Below are 25,339 nucleotides of genomic sequence, written 5' to 3'. Positions count from 1 at the left end.
CCCCGGGTTGCCTGTGTGTGCATTGGCGAATATGGCCCCCGACAAAGTGACACTAGAGCAAATTCGATCTGGCACAGTGTAGGGCGAAATCTGTAGAGATGTGCACAGTTTCCTACATGTTCGCTGAAAGTGGCACCCGGCAGCGCGGCGTCAGCTATGCTGTTCCGCCCACAGGCGACGCCACCAGAACGTCGCCGGATTTACGCCGCTGACACTTTCTGCCCGGCCCAGAAACGGCGATGCAGCCGTTGGCAATCCGCAATCCGCATCGGCTCGCTGCCTGCATAGTCGGGCCTGACCGATACCGCGGCGGGGATTTCGGGCGCACCGTCGCCGGTGATGACCGCGGTGGCCAGACCCGTGGAGGTAGCCGCGCGCAGTCCCGAAGCGGAACCCGTGACGGCGAGCGCATTCTCCGCGGGTATCCCGAGCTCCCACAGTGCGGTCCGGAAAGCTTCGGGATCCGGCATGGGCTTCTTGACGTCGTCGGCGGTCACCACCGTCTCGACGATCCCGTCGCCGATCAGTTGACGCACCAACGGCTCGGCCCAGCTTCGCTGGCCACCTGTGACCACGGCTACCGCGACGCCTGCGGTGAAGGCCTCCATGACGAGGTCGACCAGTCCCGGCCGCGGCGTCAGGTCGGCGTCGAGGATCATCTCGTCCAGCACCATCGTCTTGGTCGTATAGATGTCGTCGGCGAGCAACCGGGTCAGCACATCGGACTCGGTGGAGACGCTGCGCTTGCGCAGTTCGGCCGAGACTCGCTGACGCTCATCGGAGAGTGCCAGCAGTTGCCGGTACCGCGCGACGGACCACTCGAAGCTCATGCCGTGAGCGGCGAAGGCGGCGTTATAGGCAACGCGATGCCCCCCGCATTCGACGTCGGCCAGCGCGTCGAGGTCAAACACCAGTGCACGGAGGGAATCCACGTTGGCGCCGAGTGGTGAGGCGCAGTCCCACCAGAACCGACCCGCACGCCAAGTCTTTTGCTGTGTCGTAGGCACGTTCAAAGAGTGGCCCAGACCACAGGTGTCAAGCCTCCCCCATTAGGGGGATTGGCCAGGCCAAGTTGCGGAGCGCCTTCCTACCCCGGCTCTAAGGTATTGCCATGGCGTCCGACAACCCGCTCGCCTCCAGACCAGTACGAATCGTCTTGGTGGACGACCATGAAATGGTCATCGAGGGTCTCAAGGCGATGCTCGCTGCGTTCTCCGACCGGGTGGCGGTGGTAGGGCAGGCCATCGGCGCTGAGCGAGCGCTCAGCGTGGTCGACGAACTCGATCCCGACATCGTGCTGTCCGACGTTCGAATGCAGGGTTCAAGCGGCCTTGACCTGTGTCAGACGCTGCGCGAGCGCCGATCGGATCGAAAGGTCGTCATGTTGTCGGTCTACGACGACGAGCAATACCTCTTTCAGGCTTTGCGGGTCGGCGCAGCGGGATACCTCTTGAAGAGCATCAGCAGCGACGAACTGGTGCGCCAGCTCGAATTCGCGCACCGGGGCGCGACCGCCATCGATCCGGGCATGGCCGCCAGGGCAGCCGACACGGCGGCCAGGATGCAGCGCGACGAGTTCTGGCCGGGGGCACGGCAAGGGCTCACCCAGCGCGAGAGCGAGATTCTTTCGCTCGTCGTCAACGGCCTGTCCAACCGGGGCATCGCAGGCAAGCTGGTCATCGGCGACGAGACAGTGAAGACGCACCTGCGGTCGATCTACCGCAAGCTCGGCGTCAGTGACCGCACCGGCGCCGTCGCCACCGCACTGCGCGAGGGAATCTTCCAATGACTCCAGTTGGTGGAGGCCCGTTGCGGCCGAACGCGGTTCGCGATCTCGTCGACGCCGACCGCGAGCTCGCGCTGTTGCGTGAACTGATCCAGGCGGCGTCCAGCGGCCCCGGCGTCGAACCGCTCGCCGCGGCAGCCGCCAAGATGATCACCGCGGCCACCGCCACCGACGTCTGCTTTGTGCACGTCCTCGACGACAGCGACCGGTCGCTGACCCTTGCCGGGGCGACGCCGCCGTTCGACAGCGAGGTCGGCAAGATCCGGCTTCCGCTCGGTTCGGGTGTCTCCGGCTGGGTGGCCAGCCATCGGGAGCCGGTCGTCATCACCCACGACAAGGAATCCGATCCGCGGTACATGCCGTTCCAGTCGCTTCGCGGTTCAGATTTCACGTCGATGGTGTCGGTGCCGATGGAAACCGATCCCGGCGGTCTGGTCGGTGTGCTCAACGTGCACACCGTCGCGCGGCGCGAGTTCACCTCCGGCGATGTGGAATTGCTGTTGGTGATCGGTCGGTTGATCGCCGGAGCGCTGCACCAGGCGCGCCTGCACCGGCAACTGGTCGCTCGCGAACGCGCGCACGAGAATTTCGTCGAGCAGGTCATCGAGGCCCAGGAGCTCGAGCGTCGCCGCTTGGCGGCCGACATCCACGATGGCATCTCGCAGCGGCTGATCACCCTGTCCTATCGGCTCGACGCGGCTTCGCGCGTCGCGCAAACCGACTCTACGGCGATGGCTGAACAGCTGGACATCGCAAGGGAACTCGTCGATCTGACACTGCAGGAAGCGCGCGCGGCGATCAGCGGCCTGCGGCCGCCGGTGCTCGACGACCTCGGCCTGGCGGGTGGGCTGGCCAGCCTGGCGCGCTCGATAGGGCAGATCGAAGTCAAGGTCGAACTCGCTGAGAAGCGGTTGCCCGACCACGTCGAACTCGCGCTGTATCGCATCGCGCAGGAATGCCTGCAAAACGTCGTCAAACACGCCGGTGCGTCGACGGCGCGGCTGATGTTCGCGGTCGACGACGACACGGCGCGACTGGAGATCGTCGACGACGGGGTCGGCTTCGACACATTCGAGCACCCCCTGGGCAGCGACGAGATGGGCGGCTACGGCTTGCTGTCGATGGCCGAACGCGCCGAGATCGTCGGCGGCAGGCTCAACATCAGATCGCGACCCGGCGCGGGGACGGCCGTCACGGCGACGATCCCGCTGCCCAACGTCGCGGACTAGGAGAAGTCGCCGGCGTTGCGCCGTAGCGTTTCGATCGATGCCGCCAGCGCCCGCGATTCGTCGTCGGAGAGGCCGATGTCGGCGAAGACCTCCTTGTTGAGCGTCACGGTCGCGTCCTCGACGGTGGAACGTCCGAGCTTGGTGATCTGCACCAGCGTGGTGCGGCCGTCGGTGGGGTGGGGCAGCCGCTCCACCAGCCCGTGTGCTTCCAGCCGACGGATCGCATGCGTCACGCTGGTGACGTGCACCTGCAGCCGGTCGGACGCCTTGGTGATCGGCAGCGCGCCGTTGCGACTGAACGCCAGCAGCCGTAGCAGCTCGTAACGTGCGAAGCTGAGGTCATACGGCCGCAACGCGTTCTCGACGCGGGCCAGCAGGATCTGGTGGGCCCGCATCACCGACGTGACCGCGACCATCCCGTCCGAGACGTCACCCCAGCCGGCGCGTTCCCAGTTGACACGCGCTAGCTCGATGGGATCCCGCTTGTGCGGATCCGTGGGCGATTCTGAGTCCACGACTCTTCATACCGCAGCCCACGCCCGAGGTGAACGAATTTCAGCGCGACGCGAATGGCTCCAGTGCGTTCAGCACCGCCCTGGTCGACTGACGATTGCCGACGGTTATCCGGACGCTGCCATTGGCGTAGTCGCGGATTCGCAGACCGGTGTCGTCGAAGAACTGGCTCCACGGCCGACTGTTGGTAGGCAGATACACGAAGTTCGCATGGCTGTCAGTGCTGTACACCCCCATCGAATGCAGCCGCATCCGCAGATACCGTCGCTCCGATGCGATCATCCGAATCCGTTGCTGCAGCTGACTTTCTGCATCGTAGGACGCCGCGACCGCCACCAGACCGGTGATGCCGATACCGAACGGCAACTGCATGGTCCACAGTCTCCTGGCCAGATCGGGTGCGCAGAAGCCGTATCCGATGCGCAGGCCGGCCAACCCGTAGGCCTTCGAAAATGTGCGCAGTATGACCACATTGGGGAACCGCTCGACCAGCGAGAGTGCATCGAGCCGATGTTCGGGAGCAAGGAATTCGACATAGGCCTCATCCAGCAGGACCACGGTGTCCGACGGCACCCGCTGCAGGAACAACTCGATGTCCGCGGCAGGCTCGACGGTGCCGGTCGGATTGTGCGGACGGCACACCACCACGACCCGTGCATGGCCGGCCGCCTCAGCCATGGCATCGAGGTCGTGGTGGCCGTGCTCGTCCAGCGCCACGGTGACCGAAAGCAGGCGGGCCATGTGCGCGAAGATCGGATAGCCGTCGAACGTCGGCGACGTCATCACCATCCGGTCCCCCGGACTGGTCACTGCGCTCAACACCTGCATGATCACTCCGGTGGCCCCGGCGCCGATCACCACCTGGTCCTCGCGGACCCCGACATGGCCCGCGATCAAAGCGCGCAGCCGCTCGGGCAGAAACTCCGGATACCGGTTCGCCACATCGACGGACTCCCTCAGCGCAGACCGCACTCCGGGCAGCGGCGGGAAAGGATTCTCGTTGAGCGACAAGGCCAACGGGTTCACCGCGCTCGGCAGCGCGGACACCGCCTCTGCCAGGTCCGCTCTCGCTGATGTTTTACCGCTCCTCGCTGTTCCTATCACTCCCGGCCGCCCCACTTGAGCACGGCGGCGCCTGCGAAGTCGCCCGCATGCGCGAAGGCGGCCATCAGCGCCGTATCGCCCTTCTTGAGTTGGCCGTCGGAGATGGCCCGCTCGAGATTGACCGGAATACCTGCGGCGAACAGATTGCCGCATTGCTCGAAAGTGTCGCGATGCTTCTCCTTCGGCAGTTCCAGCGCGTCGCGCCAGTTCCGCAGGAACGCCCGGTTCGGCTGGTTGGTCACCAGAAGGTCGAGATCCGCCGGCTTGATGCCGATCCGGTCGCAGACCGCGTACGACACCTCGGGCACCTGGCGGTTGCCGCGCGCCAGCACCTTGGTGATCTTGCTTTCGGTGAACCCGATGCAGCCTTCTCCGGTGCCGGCCTCCCACCATTTGCGAGCCGGGTCGACGGCGATGGTCATGTCACCGGCGTACTCGCCGTAGGTGCGGCATTCGATGTCGAGGATCGGCGACTTGTCCGACCGTGCAAGCAGGCCCACTGCGGCTCCGTCGCCGGGCACCGACGACTGCGCCTTGGAGCGGATGGTCTCCTGGTCGAATATGGTGCCCGCCGCGTTCTGTGCGACCGCGATCAGCGCCGTCTCCGCCTGCCCCGAATCAATCAGGGAGCGAGCCACTTTCATCGCCAGCACGAACGCGGCACACCCGCCGTTGTGCAGGTCGAGCACCCAATTCGGTTTCATGCCAAGGCGATGCGCGATGCCGCCACCGCTGCCGTAGAAGGGCATGTCCGGCAGCTGAACGTGGGTGATCAATACATCGGCGTTGGCGATGGTGTCCTGGCCGTGGCGTTCGACGAGGCCGGCGGCCGCCCGCTCCACCATGTCGATGGCCGTCTCGTCCTTGGCCACGTGATGGCGGAACTTCGGCGCCCGGAACATCAGGTTCTCGCGCAACTCGTCTGTTTCGGCGAACCCGACGTAGTACTCGGCGCTGACCGGTTCCCCGGGCAGGTACGTGGAGATGTCAAGCAGGCTAACGGTCATTTTCGCTCCTCGCGTGCGCAGTCGTCATGGTGGGTCCTCACTTCATCCAGGCCGGTGTGACCGGCAGGCCATTGCGGCGCCGGTATTCGACGATCGCCTTCAGGTTCTTCAGTTCCAGCAGGTGTCCGGGTCCGAACATGTCCCAGAAGTCTCCGACCCACACAGGACGCTGTGGCGGCGCAGTCTCGGGATACGGATTCTCGTCGTAGAACGGGTGGTGACAGTTCGTCCACAGCACGACGGAGCCGGGCTTGTCGAAAACCACCTGCGCGTCGATGATGCGCATCACGTAGATCATCCACAGATGTTTGCCCTGGTCCCACGCGCAGTGATAGTCGACCGTGCGGGCCTCCTTGTTGGCCACCGTGCGGGTGAAGATGGGGCTTCCCTTGTCGCCGCCGAGCTTGTCGTAGGCCACCCACAGACCCGGCTCTTCCGTCGGCGCGAACCCGCGCAGGCTGTATGTCCACTCCTCCAGGCAACGGGTGTCAGCCATGTAGTCGAACAGCTCATCGGGCGGACAGTCGATGTAATCGTTTACGGTGCAATATGTTCCGAAGACCTCGTAATGCGGGTAGACCGACCGCATCATCTCCATGATGATCGGTGTGGCCTTCTCCCTCGGCGACGTCTCGACGCGAATCACTCCGTCGATCGGGTCGGCTGTGCCTCGGTGGACGGTGATGTCATCAAGCGCTGGCAACGACATGGGGACTGCTCTCCTCTGCGATAACAGGTTTCTTCACGGCCGCGTTGCCGAGAAAGGCCGCGAACGGCGGGATTTCGTCGGCGGAGCACTCGACGGCGATGACCGACGGCCCGTCGACATCGAGGGCGGCCCGCAACGCCGTCGGCAGATCGTCGATGGTGTCCACGTCGACCGCCGACAGACCGGGGAACATGGCCGCCAGGCCCGCGCCCAGCCGGCTCGGGCCGAACCGGTTGTAGCTGTACACATCGTTGTAGAAATGCTGTTCGCGGGTCACGCACATCGCGTGCGCGTGGTTGTCGAAGAGCAGGAACGTGACGGGCAGGCCGTACTGCAGGGCGGTGTGAATCTCCATACCGTGCATGAAGAATGAGCCGTCGCCCGCGATGACCACGGTCCGGCGGTTACGCCCGAAGGCGATTCCCAGCGCGGCGCCGAAGCTGTATCCCATGCCGCCCATGCCGAGAGCGACGACGAACCGCCCGTCCCTGCGAGCAGGAAGGTAATGGATCGCCGATGCGCCGATGTTCCCCGCGTCGACCACGATGTCGACGCCATCGGGCAGCGCGGCGTCCAGCACCGCCATCGCCTCGCGGTACCGCACACCAGGGCCGTCGTGCGGTGGCGGCTGCAGCTCGGTCCTCGACACCTCGTCCGGCACACGCATACCGGTCGGACGGCCATCGCCGTTCAATTCCTGCGTCAGCAGCTTCAGCGACCCACGAAGGTCCTCGGTATGGACGTGCGTGCACGCCACGAACGGCACCGCGGAGCCGATCGAGTACGTCGGCACCGACGCCAGCACGTCGTCCAGTCCCGCGCGTGCGGTGACGCTCAGCTGCGTGCCGACCACCAGGCACAGCGCGCTGCCTGCGATCGCCGTCGCGACAGCGGGATGTCCCATCACGCCGCTCACCCCCAGTGCCGAGGACGAGCCCAGCCCGGGCGTGCCCGCGACATCCTTCGCATCGGGAACGGTGGAAACTCGGGCGCGCAGCACGGAACGCAGCTGCGCGAGTTCGGCGCGTGCATCGTCGCGGGCAACCTGCTCACCGGCGATGATCGTGATCGGACCGTCGGCGCGCCTCAGCGCCCGTGCGAGCACCTGCGGATCGCCTAGTTGACTTCCAACCGCGACACCGTTGGTGGCTCTATTCACCGAATTACGAAGTTCAAGGGCGGCCTGCTGAATGTCCTTCGGCAGAAGCAGTACGGCCGGTCCCCCTCGTCTGGCGGCCGCGATGGCCTGCGGCAGCGCCGTTGCGATCTCCTCGGGCGCCGAAATCCGACGGCAGAACACCGAAACCGCGGAGAACAGGGCCTCACCGTTGAGCGCACCGTTTCGGCCGCTGGTGTCCTGGAAGGCGCCGCGGCCGTCGAGAGTCGTTGGGGGTTGGCCGATGAGCGCCAGCACCGGCACCCGGCTGGCCAGCGCCTCACCAAGCCCGGCAACTGTGTTCAGGCAGCCGCCACCGGAGGTTGCGGCCACCACGCCGAGTCCGGCACCGCTGCGGCTGAACCCGTCGGCCATGGTCGCCGCGGAGAACTCATGTTTGGCCAGTACAGCGGTGATGCCGTCACAGAAGTGCGCGGCGTCGTAGACATCCTCGATGTTCGCGCCGTCGACGCCGAAGACGTACTCGACTCCGCACGCCGCCAGATAGGCGACAATGTGGTCCACCACCCGATGCGTTCTGGCCATTCATTCACCTGCTCTCAACCCTGCAGATGACACGACCCTCGGGCGACCACGGTTCAATCCGTGACCGGACTCACAAATCTGTTTGCAACAGCACCGCTCGTGTGTTGGCATCGACGAGTTGCACGGACTTGATCTGGTCCTTCTGCATCGTCGTGTTCCCGCTCGGCAACGCGGTGGCGCCGTTCACGCCCACCCACGTCGCGATCTCGCTCTGAGTTCCGTTGTGGTCCAACAGAACCATCGACAGATTCTCCGTCGTCGCATCGCCGCGGCTCGCATAGTCGCCATAGGTGCAGACCATGTCGATCCGGGTGCCCCAGCCGAATCCCGTCATCGTGACGGCGGCGTTGATCGGTGTCTGCGCGACCTTGCTCATCGTTACCGCGGACGCCATCTCGGTATCGTCGCCATGCCCGCGGATACCGGGCAGGATCCCGACGACCAGCGCGACGGCCAACACCGCGGCGGCGGCGGCCAACGTGATCACACTGAGCCTGCGGGTGCGGCGACGTCGCCACTGGACCTTCTGCAGCAGCGAGTCGAGGACCTCGGTACGCAGCGGCGGTGTTTCCGCCGTCGTCGGGTCGTCGAGTGCTTCCACTTCTTCGGCGGACAACTGAGCCAACAACGCAGGGATGCCGCTCAGTTCGGCGACGGTCGCGCTGCACCGCGGGCAGGATGCGAGGTGCGCTTCGAACTCCCGCCGTTCGGCCCCCGATAGTGAACCGAGGACGTAGGCGGCATCCCACGTCGCGTACGGGTCGTCGCCGCGCAGATCGTCATCGCGTCTCGCCGGTTGCGTCATCGGGTCACCCCCATTTCCTGCAGTGTGAGGCGCAGTGCGCGCACAGCGTAATGCAGCCTCGATTTAACTGTGCCTTCGGCAATGTCAAGATCGGCAGCGATCTGGGCGGTCGTCCAGCCCTGGTAATACGACCGCTTGACCACCGCTCGGTGTTCTGCGGATAACTGTGCCAGGGCCCCGCTCAACAACATTCGGTCCAAGGCGGAATCCACCTCATCCGGTCCGGCGCGGTCGTAGGTCTTTTCCGGGTCCGGGGTTCCGGCCTCGTTTCGAAACCTGGCGCTGCGCCGCTCGTCGATGATCATATTGCGCGCGACTGTGAACAACCAAGCTCTCGCCGGACGGTCACCGTCGGTCACTTCTGGATGCTGCCACGCCCGCAGCAACGTTTCTTGCACTACATCCTCTGCTCGTGCCGGGTCACCGGTAAGCCGCACAGCATAGCGCCATAATGCTGGGCCGTGTTCTTGGTAGAGCACTCGCATTAGCGCGACTTCCGGATCGTCCACTACAACCTCCCTCGTTAATACGAGGCCGAGGCCGATCGGGTTCACCTGTTCTGCCCGACCAACTGGGCAGTCGGGCGATTCAGGCCGTCAGAATCCGGGGTCCGCCGTCGGTGACAGCAACAGTGTGCTCCCAATGCGCGGCGCGCGACCCGTCTTCGGTCACAACGGTCCACTCGTCCGCGAGAACGACGGTCTTCGAGGTGCCGAGGGTAAGCATCGGTTCGATCGCCAGCACGGAGCCGGCAACCAGGTGCGGCCCTCGTCCCGGCTGGCCCTCGTTCGGCAGAAACGGGTCCATATGCATGCGCCTGCCTATGCCGTGGCCGCCGTAGCCCGCGACGATAGCGAATCTGCGGTCGTAGCGCCTCTCGGCTGCCCGGGTGGCGGTCTCGATGGCGTGCGAGACATCGGTGAGCCGGTTTCCGGGCACCATCGCGGCGATGCCCGCCTCCATCGACTCCCTGGTGGCCGCCGACAGCGCCTCGTCGACTCCGATGAGCGCCCCGATCCCGAAGGTGATCGCCGAATCGCCGTGCCAGCCGTCGAGGATGGCACCGCAGTCGATGGACACCAGGTCACCGGCCGCGAGGACCTCGGTGGCAACCGGGATTCCGTGGACGACGCGGTCGTTCACCGACGAGCAGATGCTCGCGGGAAAGCCGTGATAGCCCAGGAAGGACGGGGTGCCGCCGGCATCGCGGATCACCGATTCGGCGACGTTGTCGAGTTCGAGCGTGGATACGCCGGGCGCGGCGGCCTTGCGCACCGCATGCAGCGCGGCGGCGACCAGCGCGCCTGCGGCGGCCATCGCGTCGAGTTCAGCTGGCGTGCGCGGATCGACGACCTTGCGGGTGCGCAGCCCCGGGACGGTGATCATCGGCTACTTGCCGAGGGAGCGGAGCGCGCGGGCGAAGACCTCGTCGAGACCGCCGACCGCGTCGACCGTCTGCAGGTTGTTGTGGCTGTAGTACTCGAGCAGGGGTCTGGTCTCGTCGGAGTAAACCTTCATCCGGTTGTGGATGACGTCTTCGGTGTCATCGGCGCGGCCGCGGGCCTTGAGGCGCGAGAACAGCTCCTCTTCGGAGACCGCGAACTCCAGCACCGCGTCGAGCTTGGTGTTGTGGTTCTTGAGCATCTCGTCGAGCGCCTCGGCCTGCGCCACCGATCGCGGGTAGCCGTCCAGGATGAACCCGTCGGCGGCGTCCGACTGCTCGATGCGGTCCTCGACCAATTTGTTCGTCAGCTCCGAGGGCACCAGGTCGCCTGCGTCCAGGTAGCGCTTGGCCTCGAGGCCCAGCGGTGTGCCGGAGCTGATGTTCTCGCGGAAGAGGTCCCCGGTGGAGATCTGCGGAATGCCGAGCTTCTCGGAGAGCTTCTGGGCCTGTGTCCCCTTGCCCGCCCCCGGCGGGCCCAGCAGAACGACTCTCACTTCAGGAACCCTTCGTAGTTGCGCTGCATCAGCTGGCTCTCGATCTGTTTGACCGTATCCAAACCGACGCCAACCATGATGAGAACCGCTGTCCCGCCGAACGGCAAGTTCTGCACACCTCCGGAGTTGCCGATCTCGAGGAACAGGTTCGGCAGGACGGCGATGACGCCGAGGTAGATCGAGCCGGGAAGGGTGATCCTGTTGAGCACGAAGCGCAGGTAGTCGGCGGTCGGCTTGCCCGGACGGATACCGGGGATGAAGCCGCCGTACTTCTTCATCTCGTCGGCGCGCTCATCGACGTTGAACTGCACCGAGACGTAGAAATAGGTGAAGAAGACGATCAGGCCGAAGTAGATCGCGATGTAGGAGAGGCTGGCCGGGTTGGTGAGATAGTTCGCGACGAGCTTGTCCCACCACCCGTTTCCTGGGGTGGCCTGCCCGCTCTGGATCAGCTGGGTGATCAGGTGCGGGATATAGATCAGCGACGACGCGAAGATCACCGGGATGACACCGGCCTGGTTGACCTTCAGTGGCAGATAGGTCGACGTGCCGCCGTACATCTTGCGGCCGACCATTCGCTTGGCGTACTGCACCGGGATACGGCGCTGGCCCTGCTCGACGAACACCACGCCGACGATGATCACCAGGGCGGCGAAGCAGACCGCGGTGAAGACGACCGGGCCGCGGCTGTCGAGGATGCTCTTGCCCTCGGACGGGATGCGGGCGGCAATGCTGGCGAAGATCATCAGCGACATGCCGTTGCCGATGCCACGTTCCTGAATCAGCTCGCCCATCCACATCACCAGCGTCGCGCCCGCGGTCATCACGAGCACGATGACGGCCAGCGAGAAGATCGACGTGCTCTGGATGATGTCGAGGCTGCAGCCCTGCAGCAGCCCGCCATTGGAGGCCAGCGCCACGATGCTGGTGGCCTGCAGGAGCGCCAGCGCGACCGACAGGTAGCGGGTGTACTGGGTGAGTTTGGCCTGACCCGCTTGCCCCTCTTTGCGCAGCTCTTCGAAGCGCGGAATGACCACCCCGAGCAGCTGCACGATGATGCTCGCGGTGATGTAAGGCATGATGCCGATCGCGAACACTGCCAGCTTCAGCAGAGCGCCGCCGGAAAACAGGTTGATCAGCGAGTAGATCTGCGCCGAGTCGCCACCGCTGAGCTGTGTGAGGCACTTCTCGACGTTGCCGTAGTTGACACCGGGCGACGGGATCGAGGCGCCGACCCGGTACAGGATCAGGATGGCCAGAGTGAAGAGAATCTTGCGCCGTAGATCAGCCGTCCGCAGCGATGAGATGAAAGCCGAGAGCACTCTTCCTCCTGCGCAGCCGGGCTCATATCGCGGCGTGCCAAATGGGGCTGGTCTCTACCAGCGTCGGTTAAGTCGTGTGCGAGTGCCCCGGGCAGCCTGGGTGCTTGTCGGCCCAGGCCATCTGACCTGCTCCCAGCCTGTGGAGTCACGCAGTCTACGAGAGTAACAGTTGGTGGTTGTCTACTCCGCATCCGCTGGTGCAGGCACTGAGGTCAGACGACTTTTCAGGATAAAAGCGTAGAGTCGGTGACAGCTCGTTACATCAGCTAAGTAATTGACGGATAGCCTAACGACAGGGGTTTTCTTCATGGCACGGACAGACAACGACACCTGGGATCTGGCCTCCAGCGTGGGAGCGACGGCGACGATGGTGGCGGCCGCCCGCGCGATGGGGACCAGGATCGACGGCGCGTTGATCAGCGACCCCTACGCCGAACCCCTGGTGCGGGCCGTCGGCGTCGACGTGTTCACCCGGCTGGCCACTGGCGAGCTGGACCCCTCGGTGTTCAACATCGATGACGACACGAACGCCGGGATGGATCGCATGGTCGACAACATGGCGGTCCGGACGAAGTTCTTCGACGACTTCTTCACCGACGCGACGGTGGCGGGCGTCCGGCAGGTGGTGATCCTCGCGTCCGGCCTGGATTCGCGCGCGTACCGGTTGCAGTGGCCCGCGGGCACCGTCGTCTACGAGGTGGACCAGCCCGAGGTGATCGCGTTCAAGACGCGGGCGCTCGCCGAGATCGGCGCCGAGCCGACCTGCGACCGCCGGGTCGTGGCGATCGATCTGCGCTTCGACTGGCCTGCCGCGCTCAAGGAGGCCGGATTCGACCCCGACCAGCCGACGGCGTGGAGCGCTGAAGGACTCCTCGGTTATCTGCCTCCCGATGCCCAGGACCGACTGCTGGACACCATGACCGAGTTGAGTGCGCCGGGAAGCTGGTTGGCCACCGAAAGCACACCACCTATCAATCAGGACGACGCCGACGAGGCGATGAAGAAGATGCAGACGGCTGCCGAGCGGTGGCGGGAGCACGGCTATGACCTCGACTGGGCCAACCTCGTCTACCTCGGCGACCGCAACGAGCCGGCCGCCTATCTCACCGAGCGCGGCTGGAACACCGACGGCAGCAACGTCAATGAGCTGCTGACCGCCAACGGCTTTCCGCCGTTCGACGGCGACACCCCGTTCGCCGATTTGCGTTACATCAGCGGCACCTTCGGCAATCACTGAAAGGGAGTGCGAGTGAGGATCGCGGCGAAGCGAGGACCGGAGCGAGCGGGAGCCGAGGAATGAAACCATGACACGAGCCGACGCCGACAGCTGGGACATCGCGTCCAGCGTCGGCGCGACCGCCACGATGGTCGCCGCGGCGCGGGCGATCGCCAGCAAGGAACCGCACGCGATCATCGATGACCCGTTCGCTGAGCCGTTGGTGCGCGCCGTCGGATTAGACTTCTTCAACCGTCTGCTCGACGGCGAGATCGGTTTGGTCGAGGGCGAAGGCGCTGACGCGACCCGGCTGATGGTCGACGTGATGGCGGTGCGGACCCGGTTCTTCGACGACTTCTTCACCGGAGCCGCTCCGGCGGCGGCATCAGGCCCCAGAGCCGCTCCGGCGGCGACATCAGGCCCCGGAGCCGCTCCGGCGGCGGCATCAGGCCCCGGAGCCGCTCCGGCGGCGACATCAGGCACGGCATCCGCCGGCCCGAGCCAGGCGGTGATCCTCGCGTCGGGCCTCGATGCCCGCGCATACCGCCTGGACTGGCCCGCAGGCACCGTCGTCTACGAGATCGACCAGCCGAAGGTGATCGAGTTCAAGAACGCGACGATGTCGTCGATCGGTGCGGCGCCCACCGCGGAGCGCCGCACCGTGAGCATCGATCTACGCGACGATTGGCCTGCCGCATTGCGGCGCAACGGATTCGACGACACTCGGCCGACGGCATGGATCGCCGAAGGGCTTCTGGTGTACCTGCCTCCGGAGGCTCAGGACCGGCTGTTCGACGACATCACCGCGCTCAGCGCCCCGGGCAGCAGGCTGGCCACCGAGTATCACCCCAATCCGGGGGCGAGCATCGGTGAGCGCGCACAGGCGATCGGCGAGCGGTGGAAAAAACACGGGTTCGACATCAACCTCGCCGACCTCTTCTACCCGGGCGAGCGCAATCCGGTCGTCGATTACCTGGCCGGACAAGGGTGGCAGGTGACTGCGCGCGCCCGGCCCGAGATGTTCGAGACGTACGGCCGTAAATTCCCCGACGGCGACGACCTCGCACCGATGCGAGATTCGCTGGCCGTCACCGCGACACGACAGTAGGCATTCGATGGCACGAACAGACAACGACACCTGGGACCTGGCCTCGAGCGTTGGCGCTACCGCCACCGCTGTGGCGGCCTCTCGAGCGGTGGCCTCTCGGGGGCCCGACCCGCTACTCGACGATCCGTTCGCCGAGCCGCTGGTCCGCGCGGTCGGCGTGGACAGTTTCATCAGGATCGTCGACGGCGAGGCGTTCAACGGCAACCCGGTGATGAACCGCAAGGCGATGAGTGAGCAGATCGCGGTCAGGACACGGTTTTTCGATGACTTCTTCCTTGCCGCTTCCGAAGCCGGGATTCGGCAGGCGGTGATTCTGGCGGCGGGACTGGACACCCGCGGCTACCGGCTTCCATGGCCGGCGGGCACGGTGGTCTTCGAAGTCGATCAACCGCAAGTCATCGAGTTCAAGACAACGACGCTCGACGGCCTCGGTGCGCTTCCGAGAGCCACCCGCAAGACGGTCGCCATCGACCTGCGCGACGATTGGCCGGCCGCATTACGCGAGGCGGGCTTCGACCCGACCCGGCCCACCGCGTGGATCGCCGAGGGCCTTTTGGTCTATCTGCCACCGGATGCGCAGGATTGTCTCCTGGACAACGTCACCGCGCTGTCCGCCCCTGGCAGTCGGTTGGCCACCGAACACATGGACATGACGTCCATGCCGGCTGACTGGACAGAAAAGCTGGACGAACGATCGCGTCGGGCCGGCTCGGACATCAAGTTGTCGGAGTTGTTCTACTCAGGCGACCGCAATACGGCCCGTGAATACCTGTCCTCGCACCGCTGGCAAGTGTCTACTATCTCAACCGCGGAGGCGTTCGCCGCCAACGGTTTCGAGGTGCCGGACGACGAGCTCATCAGGTTCATCGGCGACTCCGGCTACCTCACGGCAACCCTGTAAGGAGCATGATGGCCCGCACCGACAACGACTCGTGGGATCTCGCGTCCAGCGTCGGCGCCACCGCCACGATGGTGGCCGCGCAGCGCGTGCTGGCCGATCGCGAGGGGTTGATCGACGATCCGTACGCCGAGCCGTTAGTGCGTGCGGTCGGCCTGGACGTCTTCACTAAGGCGCTTGACGGCGAGATCACGCTGGAGGACATCGATCCGCGATTCAACATTCAGCGCGCCGCAGAGGGCATGGCGGTCCGCACCCGCCATTTCGACAGGTTGTTCACCGATGCGGCGGCTGCAGGGGTACGTCAGGCGGTGATTCTGGCGGCGGGCTTGGACGCTCGGGCCTATCGATTGCCGTGGCCGGACGAAACGACAGTGTTCGAGGTCGATCAACCGGAGGTGATCGACTTCAAGTCCACGACGCTCGCCGACCTCGGCGCGCAGCCAACGGCCGACCGACGCACCGTCGCGATCGACCTTCGCGACGACTGGCCGAAAGCATTGCGGGACAACGGCTTCGACCCGTCGCAGCCCACCGCATGGATTGCCGAGGGCCTGCTCATCTATCTTCCGTCGGAGGCCCAGGACCTGTTGTTCGACAGGATCGACGAGCTCAGTGCGCCGGGCAGTCGGCTGGCCACCGAGCACATCCCCGATGTCAGCATGTTCTCCGACGAGCGGTCGCAGCTGATCTCGGATCGGCTGAAGCAGTACGGCCACGACTTCGAGATGGGCGACCTCATCTATCACGAGAAACGCAATGACGTCATCGAGTACCTCAAGGGTCACGGCTGGGATGTGTCGGCGCGAAAGATGGCGGATGCATATGCCGACAACGGTTTCGAGTTTCCCGAGGACGGAGCCATCGGCTTCTTCACCGAAATGAGCTACCTGAGCGCGATCAAGCGCTAGGGATTTCCCCCGCCCCCGAAAACCCGCTGTAACCTCGCACCGCGAGCGGGCGTGTCTGCACGCGACTCGCCGTCACATTTCGTGCAATTGCGCACGCTCGCGCGGCGACGAAGAGGCGGGTAAGCAGGTCATAGCCGGAAGCAGCACGTGGCCCCCGCCGTCAGTCGCGGCGCTGAAAGCTCAGTGTCTCGCCGCGTGCGCCGCCCATCCACAGGTCCTGGCACGCCTCAGCCATCTCGTCGAGTCCCTCGACCACCGCGCCGAAGACATTGCCAGGCACCCAGCCCTGGTCCCCGTTGATCAATAGGTTGTTCCGCCCGTAAAACAACGCAAGGTCGACGATGGCACCGGTTGTCCCTGTGCCGGTGGTGTTTTCGTAGCCGTACGCCGGATTGCCGAGGACATCGGAGTCGAACGAGAACCAGCACAGGTCGCCCGGAATCGGCGTGATCGTGGTGTTCTCCTTCCCGGGGTCGGCGGCCGCGAACGCAGGCAGCAGCGTGTAGATCTCGTTTCTGGCGTACTTGCCGTGAAACACCGGCGCCGACAGCGGAAGCGCGTCCCACACCGCGGCGCTGGTCCGGGGTGCCTCGTCGTCGAGCATCCGGGCAACGCAACTCACTCCGCGCTTGTCCAGCGACACCGTGATCAACCTGCTCATCTCAAACCTCCTCGGCCAGAAGTGCCGGTGTGCGCTGGTGCCAGTCGGTCGCTGACTGGTAGGCCTGGCCAACACGCAACACCAGTGCGTCGGTGTGCCGGGCGCCGACGATCTGCAATCCGATCGGCAATCCGGCGCCGGTGAACCCGCACGGCACGCTGAGCGCGGGCTGCTGTGTCAGGTTGAAGGGGTAGGTGTACGGCGTCCAACTCGTCCAGTCCGGCGACACCGACCCACCCGGCACATCTATGCCGACGGGGAACGCGGGCAGCGGCAGCGTCGGCGTCACGAGCACGTCGTAGCGCTGGTGGAACCGCCCCATCAGCCCGCCCAGCGACATCCGGACCGCCATGGCGTCCAAATAGTCCGACGCCGAGTAGCGCAATCCGATCAGCGCGGTGCGGTGCAGTCCGGTATCGATCCGGTCGGCGAGGTCGTCGATGGCCCCGTAGGACGACAACACCTTGGCCTCGCCGGCGAACCACAGGACGTGGAAGGCATCCACCGGGTCGCTGAACCCCGGGTCGACCTCCTCCACCTCGGCCCCGGCGCTCGCCAGGACGTCGACGGCTGCGCGGACGGCGACATCGACCTCAGGATCGTTTCGGACGAAGCCGAGATCGGATGAGTAACCGACGCGCAGTCCGGCCACCCCGTCGTCGAGTCCAGACAGGAACGATGTCACCGGCGTCGGCATGGCCGCCCAGTCGCGCGCGTCGAATCCGGTGATCACGTCCATCAGAGCGGCGGCGTCCCGCACGGTCCGGGTCATCGGCCCGGCGTGCGACAGCGTGCCGAACGGGCTCGGCGGATAAAACGGAATCAGGCCGTATGTCGGCTTCAGCGCGACCGTTCCGGTGAACCCCGCAGGGATGCGAACCGACCCGCCGCCGTCCGTACCGACCGACCACGGGCCCATGCCAAGCCCCACCGCCGTAGCGCTGCCTCCGCTGGATCCACCTGACGTCATCGCCGGATCCCACGGGTTACCCGTTACGCCGTGTCGTCGGGAGTCGGTGACTCCCTTCCACGAGTACTCCGGCGTCGTGGTCTTGCCGAGGATGACGGCGCCCGTCTCGCGCAGCCGCGCCACACACGGCGCATCCTCGTCCCACGGTCCCGCCGCATCGATCAGTTCGCTGCCGCGCAGCGTCGGCCATCCGCGCGTCCACAACGCGTCCTTGATCGAGGTCGGCACACCGTCGCCGGGTCCAAGCGGCTCCCCGGACTGCCAACGCTCCTCCGAATCCTTCGCGGCGGCCAGTGCGCCGTCGCGATCGACCAGGACGAAGGCGTTCACCCGGCCGTCGTAGGTGTCGATGGCCTTCAGCGCGGCCTCCGCCGCCTCGACGGGCGAGATCGTCTTTTTCCGGTAGCCCTCGACCAGTTCCGTCGCCGACGCGATCATCGCGCGGCTCCGGGTCCTGATGTCGCCGGCCCTCCGGCTCCGGGTCTTGATGTCGCCGGCCCTCCGGCTCCGGACACGTACCCGAGCTTCTTGTCCACCACATTGATCATCGGCTCGCCGGCCAGCCAGTGCCGGACGTTCGTCGCGAACTGGCTGGCGAGGGTCTCGCGCCAGCCGACGGCGTCGGCCGACATGTGCGCGGTGACCGTCACATTCGGCGCGTCCCACAACGGGTGACCGGCAGGCAGCGGTTCGGTGTCGAACACGTCGAGGGTCGCCCCGCCGATGCTTCCCTGTGTCAGCGCGTCCAGCAAAGCGACCTCGTCGACCATCGGCCCCCTGGCGATGTTGACCAGATGCGCGTCGGGCTTCATGGCAGATAGAACGCGCGCGTCGACGAGGCCACGCGTCGCTGCGGTCAGCGGCGCGGCCAGGATCAGGTGATCGCACCAGCCCGCTTCCGCCGCCAGGTCGGCGCTGTCGACGATCTCGCCGAAGTCGGGGTCGTCTGCGACGGCACGGCGGCCTGCGCCCCGAACGACCATGCCTGCCGCCCGCAGCAGCTTCGCGATTTCGCGCCCGATGCCGCCAGTACCCACCACCAGAGCAGTGGCGCCGGTGATGCTGCGGGTTTCGCGGTGCCGCCACTCATGGCGGCGCTGCAGGTCGAAGCTCGTCAAGCTGTCCTTGGCGTTGGCGATCACGGCGCCGAGCACGTATTCGGCCAGCGGCCGGTCGAATATTCCGCGCGCGTTGGTCACCACGACGTCGGAGTTCCGTAGCTCATCGAACAGAAGGGTGTCAACGCCCGCGGCGGTGATGTGGATCCACTCGAGCTGGTCGGCCTCGGCCCAGACGTCGCTCACGGCCTTCGAGAAGAAGTCCCAGAGCAAGAGTGCCTGCGCCCCGTGGACAGCGTCTGCCAAGCCGTCGGCCGCGCAGTAGCGGAACTCCACCTCGAGGCCGTCGAGACCGGGTGGACGGTCGGTCGCCTTCTCGCACAGGACCGCGACAACCGGTCGTGTTCGAGGCACGGGTCCGAGGCTAGGAACGAAACCGTACGATTGTCAACAATCGGCTTGCGGTCGCCACACCGTCCCCCCAGACTGGGGCCATGGGCCATTCCCCGTCGGTCGAGCAAGCCGGGATAGGAGTCGTCACACCGTTCGACTTCGCGCTCGACAGGGAGCTCTGGCGATGGATGCCCGACGACGTCAGCCTGCACATCACCCGCATGGCGTATGCGCCGATGCCTGCGACGCTCGAAATGGCTGTGCACATCTCCGACCCGGCCCTGGTCGCCAAGGGGTTCGACGACGTTCGCGCGGTCTCGCCGCTGGTGATGGCGTATGCGTGCACATCGGGCAGCTTCATCGGCGGCCTCGAGGGTCAGGCCGCATTGGTGGCCGCCATGACGGAGGCCGGTGCGCCCGCAGCCGTGACAACCAGCGGCGCGCTGCTGGAGGCGCTGCACCACCTCGACATCGCCCACATCGCCACCGTCACGCCCTACATCGCCGAGCTGACCGTGGGCCTGACCGCCTACCTGGCCGAAGCCGGGATCGAGGTGGTCGCCGCCGCAGGACTGGGATTGACCTCCGACATCTGGACGGTGCCCTACGACGTCACCGCCGGGCTCGTGCGCGACACCGACAACGCCGATGCGCAGGCCGTCTTCATCAGCTGCACCAATCTGCCGACCTATGACGTCATCGCGACGCTGGAACGCGAGCTGGGCAAACCGGTGCTGACCGCCAACCAGGTGACCGTGTGGTCGGCGCTACGCGTCCTCGGGCGCAAGGCGGTCGGCCCCGGCCAGCAGCTGCTGGAGCGGTGAAGATGCCGGACGGTGCGATCAACGTGGAGTACACCGACCGGTTGGGGTGTGTGCGGGAAGCCATGGCGCAGAAGGACTTTGCCGCTCTGATCGTGTGCGATCCGGCGAATCTGTTCTATCTCACCGGCTACAACGCATGGTCGTTCTACACGCCGCAGTGCTTGCTGGTCGGCGCCGACGGCCCGCCGCATCTGTTCACCAGGGCGATGGACGCCGCAGGCGCGGGCTTCACCGCCAACCTCCACGATGACCACATCCACGGATACCCCGAAGAGTTGGTGCACCGGCGGGATGTGCATCCGTTCGACTGGATCGCCGAAGAGGTACGCGGGCTCGTACCCGCGGGCGAAGCAGTCGGCGTCGAAGCCGACTCGCACTTCTTCTCTCCACGCGGGTATCAGGCGTTGGAGCACGGACTGCACTCAAACCGGCTGGTCGACGCAGGCGAGTTGGTCAACTGGGTACGAGTCGTCAAGTCCGCCTTCGAGATACAGCAGTTGCGTATAGCGGGCACGATTGCCGAAAAGGCGATGCGCGCCGCGTGCGAGGGGGTACGCCCAGGCAGGCGGCAATGCGATGTCGTCGCCGAGATCATGGCGGCGCAGGCCTGCGGCACAGCCGAGCACGGCGGTGACTACCCGGCGGTTGTTCCGATGCTGCCGACCGGAAAGGCCGCAGGCACCCCTCATCTGACCTGGTCCGAACACACCTTTCAACTCGGCGAAGCCACCACGATCGAGCTGGCCGGAGTGTTCGGCCGCTACCACGCGCCGCTGGCGCGAACAGTGATGCTCGGTGAACCGCCGTCCCGGCTCACCGACACCGCGAAGGTGGTCGCCGATGCCATGGAAGCCACGCTGACGGCCATCCGGCCCGGCGCGGACGGCAGCGCCGTGCATCGGGCGTTCGACCGGGTGATCAAACCCCATGGGCTGCAGAAGGAGTCCCGGATCGGCTATTCGATCGGCATCGGGTATCCGCCCGATTGGGGTGAGCGAACCGTGAGCCTGCGCCCAGGTGAGACCACCGAACTCGTCGCAGGCATGGCGTTTCACGTCATTCTCGGTATCTGGAACGACGACTGGGGCTACGAATTGTCCGAGCCGGTGGTGGTCACCGACGCAGGCGCCGAGCGCCTGACAGGTCTGCCACAGGAACTCACGGTCTGGAGGTAACCCGTGACCACATCCACACTTCCGTTCGCCGCCCGCGCCGCCGGGCTGGTCGGATCGGTCATCGACTCGAGCACGTCACTGCTGCAGAAGCAATCGCACGACGTGGTCCGGCTCGCGATGGGCAGTCCGGCGGCCGAGGCCGTGCCGTCGGAGATCCTGGCCGGCATCGCGGCCGTCGAACTGAGTTCCCCCGACGCCTATGACTATGCCGCGACGGAAGGCGATCCGCCGCTGCACGCCGCGCTGCTGGAGATGCTGCGCGGAACCAGCGATGAGACCACTGCCGAGCGCCTGACGATCACGGCGGGCGGCATGCAGGGTCTCGATCTGTTCTGCAAGATCTTCGTCGACCCAGGCGATCTCGTCACCGTCGAATCGCCCACCTACACCAACGGCAGCGCGACCGCTCTGTCCTACGGGGCGACACTGCTGGAGGTCCCGGTCGACGACGACGGGATGGACATCGTCGAGCTCGAGCGCCTGGTCGGCGAAGCCGGGCGCACCCCCAAGGCGATCTATACGATCCCGACCTTCCAGAACCCTTCGGGGGTGACGCTGTCGTTGGAGCGCCGGCTGCGGCTCCTCGAGCTTGCCCGTGAATGGGGGTCGATGGTGATCGACGACGACCCCTACGGTTTGTTGCGGTTTGCGGGCGAGCCGCTGCCGACGCTGCGCGAACTCGGAGGTGGCGACCCGCTGGTGTTCGCGGTCCGCACCTTCTCGAAGATCGTCGCGCCGGGGCTGCGGGTCGGCTGGGTCGACACCGTTCCCGAGCTGCAGCCGCTGCTGATCAACGCCAAGCAGGCGATGGACACGTGCACGAACCTGCCTGCGCAACGCCTGCTCGCGGGCTTTCTCACCGGCGGACATCTCGACCACCATCTGGTGACCCAGCGCGCCGAATACCGGCGGCGCAAGGAGGCGATGCACGCGGCGTTACGCGAACACTTCAGCGACCGCGCCCGGTGGACTGATCCCCAAGGCGGCTTCTTCTGCTGGGTCACTCTCGACAATGTCGACAGCGCAGCGCTTTTCGAGCCTGCCCTTGCCGAAGGTGTCGCGTTCATCCCCGGCTCGGCGTTCTCACCGTCCGGCCGGTTCGGTGATGCGCTGCGGCTGTGTTTCGCCTCGACGCCGCCCGACCGGATCCACCAGGGGGTCGCCCGGCTGCGCCGCGCCGTCGATCTGCTCGCAAAGGGCTGACCGGCATGGGCGTGTCCGCCGCCGAACGGTCTGTGCTGGACAAGATCGACGAGCACCATCTGATCGAGCTGACCCGGTCGTTGGTGCGGGCCGACGGGCAGAACCCGCCCGGGGAGGAGGCGGCCACGGTCGCCGTACTCGCCGCAGCCGCCGCGGAACTCGGGCTCGCCGTTCATGAGGAGCCGGTGACGCCGGGCCGCAACAACCTGCGCGTCACACTGCGCACGCGAGGAGCGGGACAGGCAGGGCGCACGCGAGGAGCGGGACAGGCAGGGCGCACGCGAGGAGCGGGACAGGCGGGGCCACCAGGCGAGGGCCCTGGTTTTCTGCTGCTCGGCCACACCGACGTCGTTCCCGTCGGCGAGGGCTGGACGAAGGACCCGTTCGGCGCTGCCGTCGAGGGCGGCCGCATATACGGGCGTGGTGCCGCCGATATGAAAGGTGGTTTGGCAGCGTGCGTTTCGGCGATGGCGGCACTTCGCGGCGCCGGTTTGAGCGGTCCCGTCGAACTGGCTGCACTGGTGGATGAAGAGGAGAACGGGACCGGTATCCGCGCCTATGTGTCCTCGGTACAGGCGTCGTTCGCCGGATGCATCACCGCCGAGCCCACCGACCTGCAGACCATCGTCGGCGCGCGCGGAGCCTCGTACCTGCGGGTGCATGTTCACGGAACTGCTTGTCACGCAGGCAATCCCGGCGATGGCGCCAACGCAATCTACGGCGCGGCCGCCGTGGTGGCCGAGATCGAACGCATGCACGCCCAACTGGCGGACCGTCCCCACCCCTTGCTGGGTCCCGCGACGTGGAGCGTCGGCCAGATCAAGGGTGGGAACAGCGGCAGCGTGGTGCCTGCCGAATGCGCCGTGGTCGCCGATCGCCGGATCCTGCCGGGCGAGTCGGCCGCGACTGTGCTCGACGACCTGCGTGCGCGGATCGAGGCGCTGCGTCTGGCCGACCGCGGCCTGACCGTGGAGGTCTCGATGCCGATGGAGATGCCGGCCTTCGAGACGCCGTCGGAGTCGCCGCTGGCGCGCACCGTCGGCGCGGCAGTCGCCGATGCGGGAGGGCCCACCTTGGCGCCCGGCGGTTGGACCGCTGCGTGTGACGGCGGGTTCGTCGCCCGCGACCTCGACGTGCCGGTGGTCGTCCTCGGGCCTGGATCGGTCGCGGAGCAGGCGCACCGTCCCGACGAGTCAGTGGCGCTCGAGGAATTGATCGTTGCGGCCAGGACCTACACGCTGACGGCGCTACGACTGTTGGCCCCTGACAAGTCCGCGTGAACGGCGGGAGGGGGTTACCGAGATGAAGCGTCGGCGAGCAGTTCGGCGAGGTGTCCCGCGTCGTAGCTCGCGCGGGCTAACATTGTCAACAATCTACCTATTCCGGTCAGCGTGATCCAAGGGAGATGACATGCCAACGGTTGGCCTGCTCTACCCCGGCCACAGTGCCGAGGACGACTTTCCCGCCCTCGAGGCGCGCATCGACGGCGCCGTGCGTTTGCCGGTGGCGATCACGTCGGTCGGCGAGGACGCACATCGTGTCGATGCCCTGCTCGACCTCGGCAGCCAAGCACGGCTCGCCGACGGCGCGGCCCTGTTGGCCGTCGAGAAGCCGGACGCCGTGATGTGGGCGTGCACCTCGGGCAGCTTCGTGTTCGGTCCGCAGGGCGCGTCGGCGCAGGCGTCGGCCGTCGAGGCCGCGGCAGGGGTCCCCGCGTCGTCGACCTCGATCGCCTTCGTCGACGCGCTGCGGCATCTCGGCATCAGCCGGGTCGCGGTGGCGGCGTCCTACCCCGACGACGTAGCGCAGCACTTCGTCGCCTTCCTGACCGCAGGGGGCGCCGAGGTTGTCTCGATGGGTAGCCACGGCATTTACACCGCAGCCGAGGTGGGCACTCTTCGCCCCGAGCAGGTGCTCGCGATGGTGGCTGCCGCCGATCATCCGAGGGCCGAGGCAGTGCTCGTCCCGGACACCGCGATGCACACGCTGGCGATCGTCGACAAGCTGGAAGCGGCCGTCGGCAAGCCCGTGCTCACGGCGAACCAAGTCACCGTGTGGAAAGGACTCGAACTGCTCGGCTCCCCACCGGTGCTTCCCGGGCTGGGCGCGGTGTTCGAGGCGCGCCGATGAGCAGCTTCATCGGGCCGCTCGTTCAGGAGTCGACGCCCAGCATCATCGCCGAGAAGCTGCGCCAGGCGATCGCTCACGGCGAGCTGAAGCCCGGCGCACAGTTGGGCGAAGCCGAGTTGGCGCGCAAGCTCGGAGTCAGCCGCGGCCCATTGCGGGAGGGCATGCAGCGCCTCACCCAGGAGGGACTCCTGGTGTCGATCCGCAACCGCGGGTTGTTCGTGATCGACATGACCCCCGACGACGTCCGCGACATGTACAGCGCGCGCGAAGCGATCGAACGAGCGGCCGCCCGCAGAATCCTCGACGGTGACCACCGGACGGCGGGCAAGGAGCTGCTGGGGATCGTCGACCAGATGGCCGAAGCAGAGACTCCCGCCGATGTCAGCGAGCTGGATATCGCCTTCCATGAGCGGCTGTTGAAGCTCGCCAAGAGCCCGCGGCTCTCCCGGATGCACCAGACCTTCATCACCGAAACCCGGATGTGCATCCATGCCCTCGACGAGACCTACGCCAGATCCGAGGTTCGCGACAAGGAGCACCGGGCGCTGGCGAACGCGATCCGCAAAGGCGACCGCGAACTCGTCGACCGGTTGCTGGCCGCCCACATGGACGATGCCGTCAATCGGCTCACGCTCGAAAAGACAGTCGACGGAGCCGAACACGTCGGCATCTAGGGG

The 25,339-nt window shown here is 66.3% G+C and carries 26 protein-coding genes; 12 read left to right on the top strand and 14 right to left on the bottom strand.

Annotated elements, in window-relative coordinates; translation table 11 throughout:
- Positions 1-200 precede the first annotated feature (200 nt).
- Positions 201-1,007 carry an HAD family hydrolase gene (locus QOC76_RS05115; protein WP_526354851.1) on the bottom strand — a complete coding sequence of 269 codons (807 nt, stop codon included), beginning with the start codon at positions 1,005-1,007 and terminating at the stop codon, positions 201-203.
- 104 nt (positions 1,008-1,111) lie between these two features.
- Between QOC76_RS05115 and QOC76_RS05110 the strand changes: the two genes are divergently transcribed.
- Positions 1,112-1,789, top strand: a complete 678-nt coding sequence (locus QOC76_RS05110; RefSeq protein ID WP_526354849.1) for a response regulator transcription factor — start codon at positions 1,112-1,114, stop codon at positions 1,787-1,789.
- Positions 1,786-3,015 carry a GAF domain-containing sensor histidine kinase gene (locus QOC76_RS05105; RefSeq protein ID WP_526354847.1) on the top strand — a complete coding sequence of 410 codons (1,230 nt, stop codon included), beginning with the start codon at positions 1,786-1,788 and terminating at the stop codon, positions 3,013-3,015. The genes QOC76_RS05110 and QOC76_RS05105 overlap by 4 nt, the downstream gene beginning before the upstream one ends.
- Here QOC76_RS05105 and QOC76_RS05100 read toward each other — a convergent pair.
- The 10 genes from QOC76_RS05100 to secY all read right to left on the bottom strand — a co-directional run bounded on the left by QOC76_RS05100 (position 3,012) and on the right by secY (position 12,115).
- On the bottom strand, positions 3,012-3,530 hold the full coding sequence (locus QOC76_RS05100; RefSeq protein WP_526354845.1) for a MarR family winged helix-turn-helix transcriptional regulator: 519 nt from the start codon (positions 3,528-3,530) through the stop codon (positions 3,012-3,014). The genes QOC76_RS05105 and QOC76_RS05100 overlap by 4 nt on opposite strands.
- Before the next feature lie 40 nt (positions 3,531-3,570).
- A complete protein-coding gene (locus QOC76_RS05095) occupies positions 3,571-4,575 on the bottom strand; it encodes a pyridoxal phosphate-dependent aminotransferase (protein WP_526354843.1) in 1,005 nt (334 codons plus the stop codon).
- Between the two features lie 53 nt (positions 4,576-4,628).
- Positions 4,629-5,639, bottom strand: coding sequence for a 3-oxoacyl-ACP synthase III family protein (locus tag QOC76_RS05090; RefSeq protein WP_526354841.1), 1,011 nt, complete (start codon positions 5,637-5,639; stop codon positions 4,629-4,631).
- A gap of 37 nt (positions 5,640-5,676) precedes the next feature.
- On the bottom strand, positions 5,677-6,348 hold the full coding sequence (locus tag QOC76_RS05085) for an SRPBCC family protein (RefSeq protein WP_526354839.1): 672 nt from the start codon (positions 6,346-6,348) through the stop codon (positions 5,677-5,679).
- The gene (locus QOC76_RS05080; RefSeq protein ID WP_526354837.1) at positions 6,329-8,050 is read right to left on the bottom strand and encodes a thiamine pyrophosphate-binding protein; all 1,722 of its coding nucleotides are present in this window, start codon (positions 8,048-8,050) and stop codon (positions 6,329-6,331) included. The genes QOC76_RS05085 and QOC76_RS05080 overlap by 20 nt, the downstream gene beginning before the upstream one ends.
- A 70-nt stretch (positions 8,051-8,120) precedes the next feature.
- Complete coding sequence (locus QOC76_RS05075; protein WP_526354835.1) at positions 8,121-8,855, bottom strand: anti-sigma factor family protein; 735 nt, start codon at positions 8,853-8,855, stop codon at positions 8,121-8,123.
- Positions 8,852-9,340, bottom strand: a complete 489-nt coding sequence (locus tag QOC76_RS05070) for an RNA polymerase sigma factor (protein ID WP_526354919.1) — start codon at positions 9,338-9,340, stop codon at positions 8,852-8,854. Before QOC76_RS05070 ends, QOC76_RS05075 begins: the two co-directional genes overlap by 4 nt.
- A 103-nt stretch (positions 9,341-9,443) precedes the next feature.
- The gene (gene map, locus QOC76_RS05065) at positions 9,444-10,241 is read right to left on the bottom strand and encodes a type I methionyl aminopeptidase (protein ID WP_526354833.1); all 798 of its coding nucleotides are present in this window, start codon (positions 10,239-10,241) and stop codon (positions 9,444-9,446) included.
- A gap of 3 nt (positions 10,242-10,244) precedes the next feature.
- Complete coding sequence (locus QOC76_RS05060; protein WP_526354831.1) at positions 10,245-10,793, bottom strand: adenylate kinase; 549 nt, start codon at positions 10,791-10,793, stop codon at positions 10,245-10,247.
- Entirely contained in the window at positions 10,790-12,115 is a 1,326-nt protein-coding gene (secY, locus tag QOC76_RS05055; RefSeq protein WP_526354829.1) for a preprotein translocase subunit SecY, read from the bottom strand. The genes QOC76_RS05060 and secY overlap by 4 nt, the downstream gene beginning before the upstream one ends.
- Positions 12,116-12,422: 307 nt before the next feature.
- Here secY and QOC76_RS05050 point away from each other — a divergent pair, with 307 nt between their 5' ends.
- The 4 genes from QOC76_RS05050 to QOC76_RS05035 all read left to right on the top strand — a co-directional run bounded on the left by QOC76_RS05050 (position 12,423) and on the right by QOC76_RS05035 (position 16,248).
- A complete protein-coding gene (locus tag QOC76_RS05050; RefSeq protein WP_526354827.1) occupies positions 12,423-13,352 on the top strand; it encodes a class I SAM-dependent methyltransferase in 930 nt (309 codons plus the stop codon).
- Between the two features lie 67 nt (positions 13,353-13,419).
- A complete protein-coding gene (locus QOC76_RS05045; protein WP_526354825.1) occupies positions 13,420-14,439 on the top strand; it encodes an SAM-dependent methyltransferase in 1,020 nt (339 codons plus the stop codon).
- Between the two features lie 7 nt (positions 14,440-14,446).
- Positions 14,447-15,340, top strand: a complete 894-nt coding sequence (locus tag QOC76_RS05040) for a class I SAM-dependent methyltransferase (RefSeq protein ID WP_526354823.1) — start codon at positions 14,447-14,449, stop codon at positions 15,338-15,340.
- Between the two features lie 8 nt (positions 15,341-15,348).
- Complete coding sequence (locus tag QOC76_RS05035; RefSeq protein ID WP_526354821.1) at positions 15,349-16,248, top strand: class I SAM-dependent methyltransferase; 900 nt, start codon at positions 15,349-15,351, stop codon at positions 16,246-16,248.
- Positions 16,249-16,408: 160 nt separating this feature from the next.
- Here the strand turns inward: QOC76_RS05035 and QOC76_RS05030 are convergent, their stop codons facing one another.
- The 3 genes from QOC76_RS05030 to QOC76_RS05020 are packed head-to-tail and all read right to left on the bottom strand — an operon-like array spanning position 16,409 to position 19,351.
- A complete protein-coding gene (locus QOC76_RS05030) occupies positions 16,409-16,909 on the bottom strand; it encodes a DUF3830 family protein (protein WP_526354819.1) in 501 nt (166 codons plus the stop codon).
- Between the two features lies 1 nt (position 16,910).
- Entirely contained in the window at positions 16,911-18,317 is a 1,407-nt protein-coding gene (locus QOC76_RS05025) for an amidase (protein ID WP_526354817.1), read from the bottom strand.
- Positions 18,314-19,351: a D-2-hydroxyacid dehydrogenase gene (locus QOC76_RS05020; protein ID WP_526354815.1), complete on the bottom strand. Its 1,038-nt coding sequence runs from the start codon at positions 19,349-19,351 to the stop codon at positions 18,314-18,316. The genes QOC76_RS05025 and QOC76_RS05020 overlap by 4 nt, the downstream gene beginning before the upstream one ends.
- Before the next feature lie 80 nt (positions 19,352-19,431).
- Between QOC76_RS05020 and QOC76_RS05015 the strand changes: the two genes are divergently transcribed.
- From QOC76_RS05015 to QOC76_RS04990, 6 genes are all read left to right on the top strand, one after another.
- Positions 19,432-20,154: a maleate cis-trans isomerase family protein gene (locus QOC76_RS05015; protein ID WP_526354813.1), complete on the top strand. Its 723-nt coding sequence runs from the start codon at positions 19,432-19,434 to the stop codon at positions 20,152-20,154.
- Positions 20,155-20,156: 2 nt separating this feature from the next.
- Positions 20,157-21,329, top strand: a complete 1,173-nt coding sequence (locus QOC76_RS05010; RefSeq protein WP_526354917.1) for a M24 family metallopeptidase — start codon at positions 20,157-20,159, stop codon at positions 21,327-21,329.
- A 3-nt stretch (positions 21,330-21,332) separates the two neighbouring features.
- Positions 21,333-22,532, top strand: coding sequence for an aminotransferase-like domain-containing protein (locus QOC76_RS05005; RefSeq protein ID WP_526354811.1), 1,200 nt, complete (start codon positions 21,333-21,335; stop codon positions 22,530-22,532).
- A gap of 5 nt (positions 22,533-22,537) precedes the next feature.
- Entirely contained in the window at positions 22,538-23,812 is a 1,275-nt protein-coding gene (locus QOC76_RS05000; protein WP_526354809.1) for a M20 family metallopeptidase, read from the top strand.
- Between the two features lie 130 nt (positions 23,813-23,942).
- A complete protein-coding gene (locus QOC76_RS04995; RefSeq protein ID WP_526354807.1) occupies positions 23,943-24,662 on the top strand; it encodes a maleate cis-trans isomerase family protein in 720 nt (239 codons plus the stop codon).
- A complete protein-coding gene (locus QOC76_RS04990; protein ID WP_526354805.1) occupies positions 24,659-25,336 on the top strand; it encodes a GntR family transcriptional regulator in 678 nt (225 codons plus the stop codon). The genes QOC76_RS04995 and QOC76_RS04990 overlap by 4 nt, the downstream gene beginning before the upstream one ends.
- Positions 25,337-25,339 lie beyond the last annotated feature (3 nt).

This window comes from Mycobacterium sp. (assembly GCF_032159565.1).
GTDB lineage: Bacteria > Actinomycetota > Actinomycetes > Mycobacteriales > Mycobacteriaceae > Mycobacterium.
This window is presented reverse-complemented; position numbering and strand designations above follow the sequence as displayed.

Excerpts from the sequence above, each read along its gene's own strand:
- QOC76_RS05110 (WP_526354849.1), top strand. The coding sequence starts at position 1,112 with ATGGCGTCCGACAACCCGCTCGCCTCCAGACCAGTACGAATCGTCTTG.
- QOC76_RS05105 (WP_526354847.1), top strand. The coding sequence starts at position 1,786 with ATGACTCCAGTTGGTGGAGGCCCGTTGCGGCCGAACGCGGTTCGCGAT.
- QOC76_RS05090 (WP_526354841.1), bottom strand. The coding sequence starts at position 5,639 with ATGACCGTTAGCCTGCTTGACATCTCCACGTACCTGCCCGGGGAACCG.
- QOC76_RS05085 (WP_526354839.1), bottom strand. The coding sequence starts at position 6,348 with ATGTCGTTGCCAGCGCTTGATGACATCACCGTCCACCGAGGCACAGCC.
- QOC76_RS05080 (WP_526354837.1), bottom strand. The coding sequence starts at position 8,050 with ATGGCCAGAACGCATCGGGTGGTGGACCACATTGTCGCCTATCTGGCG.
- QOC76_RS05075 (WP_526354835.1), bottom strand. The coding sequence starts at position 8,855 with ATGACGCAACCGGCGAGACGCGATGACGATCTGCGCGGCGACGACCCG.
- QOC76_RS05070 (WP_526354919.1), bottom strand. The coding sequence starts at position 9,340 with ATGCGAGTGCTCTACCAAGAACACGGCCCAGCATTATGGCGCTATGCT.
- map (WP_526354833.1), bottom strand. The coding sequence starts at position 10,241 with ATGATCACCGTCCCGGGGCTGCGCACCCGCAAGGTCGTCGATCCGCGC.
- QOC76_RS05050 (WP_526354827.1), top strand. The coding sequence starts at position 12,423 with ATGGCACGGACAGACAACGACACCTGGGATCTGGCCTCCAGCGTGGGA.
- QOC76_RS05045 (WP_526354825.1), top strand. The coding sequence starts at position 13,420 with ATGACACGAGCCGACGCCGACAGCTGGGACATCGCGTCCAGCGTCGGC.
- QOC76_RS05040 (WP_526354823.1), top strand. The coding sequence starts at position 14,447 with ATGGCACGAACAGACAACGACACCTGGGACCTGGCCTCGAGCGTTGGC.
- QOC76_RS05035 (WP_526354821.1), top strand. The coding sequence starts at position 15,349 with ATGGCCCGCACCGACAACGACTCGTGGGATCTCGCGTCCAGCGTCGGC.
- QOC76_RS05030 (WP_526354819.1), bottom strand. The coding sequence starts at position 16,909 with ATGAGCAGGTTGATCACGGTGTCGCTGGACAAGCGCGGAGTGAGTTGC.
- QOC76_RS05025 (WP_526354817.1), bottom strand. The coding sequence starts at position 18,317 with ATGATCGCGTCGGCGACGGAACTGGTCGAGGGCTACCGGAAAAAGACG.
- QOC76_RS05015 (WP_526354813.1), top strand. The coding sequence starts at position 19,432 with ATGGGCCATTCCCCGTCGGTCGAGCAAGCCGGGATAGGAGTCGTCACA.
- QOC76_RS05010 (WP_526354917.1), top strand. The coding sequence starts at position 20,157 with ATGCCGGACGGTGCGATCAACGTGGAGTACACCGACCGGTTGGGGTGT.
- QOC76_RS05000 (WP_526354809.1), top strand. The coding sequence starts at position 22,538 with ATGGGCGTGTCCGCCGCCGAACGGTCTGTGCTGGACAAGATCGACGAG.
- QOC76_RS04995 (WP_526354807.1), top strand. The coding sequence starts at position 23,943 with ATGCCAACGGTTGGCCTGCTCTACCCCGGCCACAGTGCCGAGGACGAC.
- QOC76_RS04990 (WP_526354805.1), top strand. The coding sequence starts at position 24,659 with ATGAGCAGCTTCATCGGGCCGCTCGTTCAGGAGTCGACGCCCAGCATC.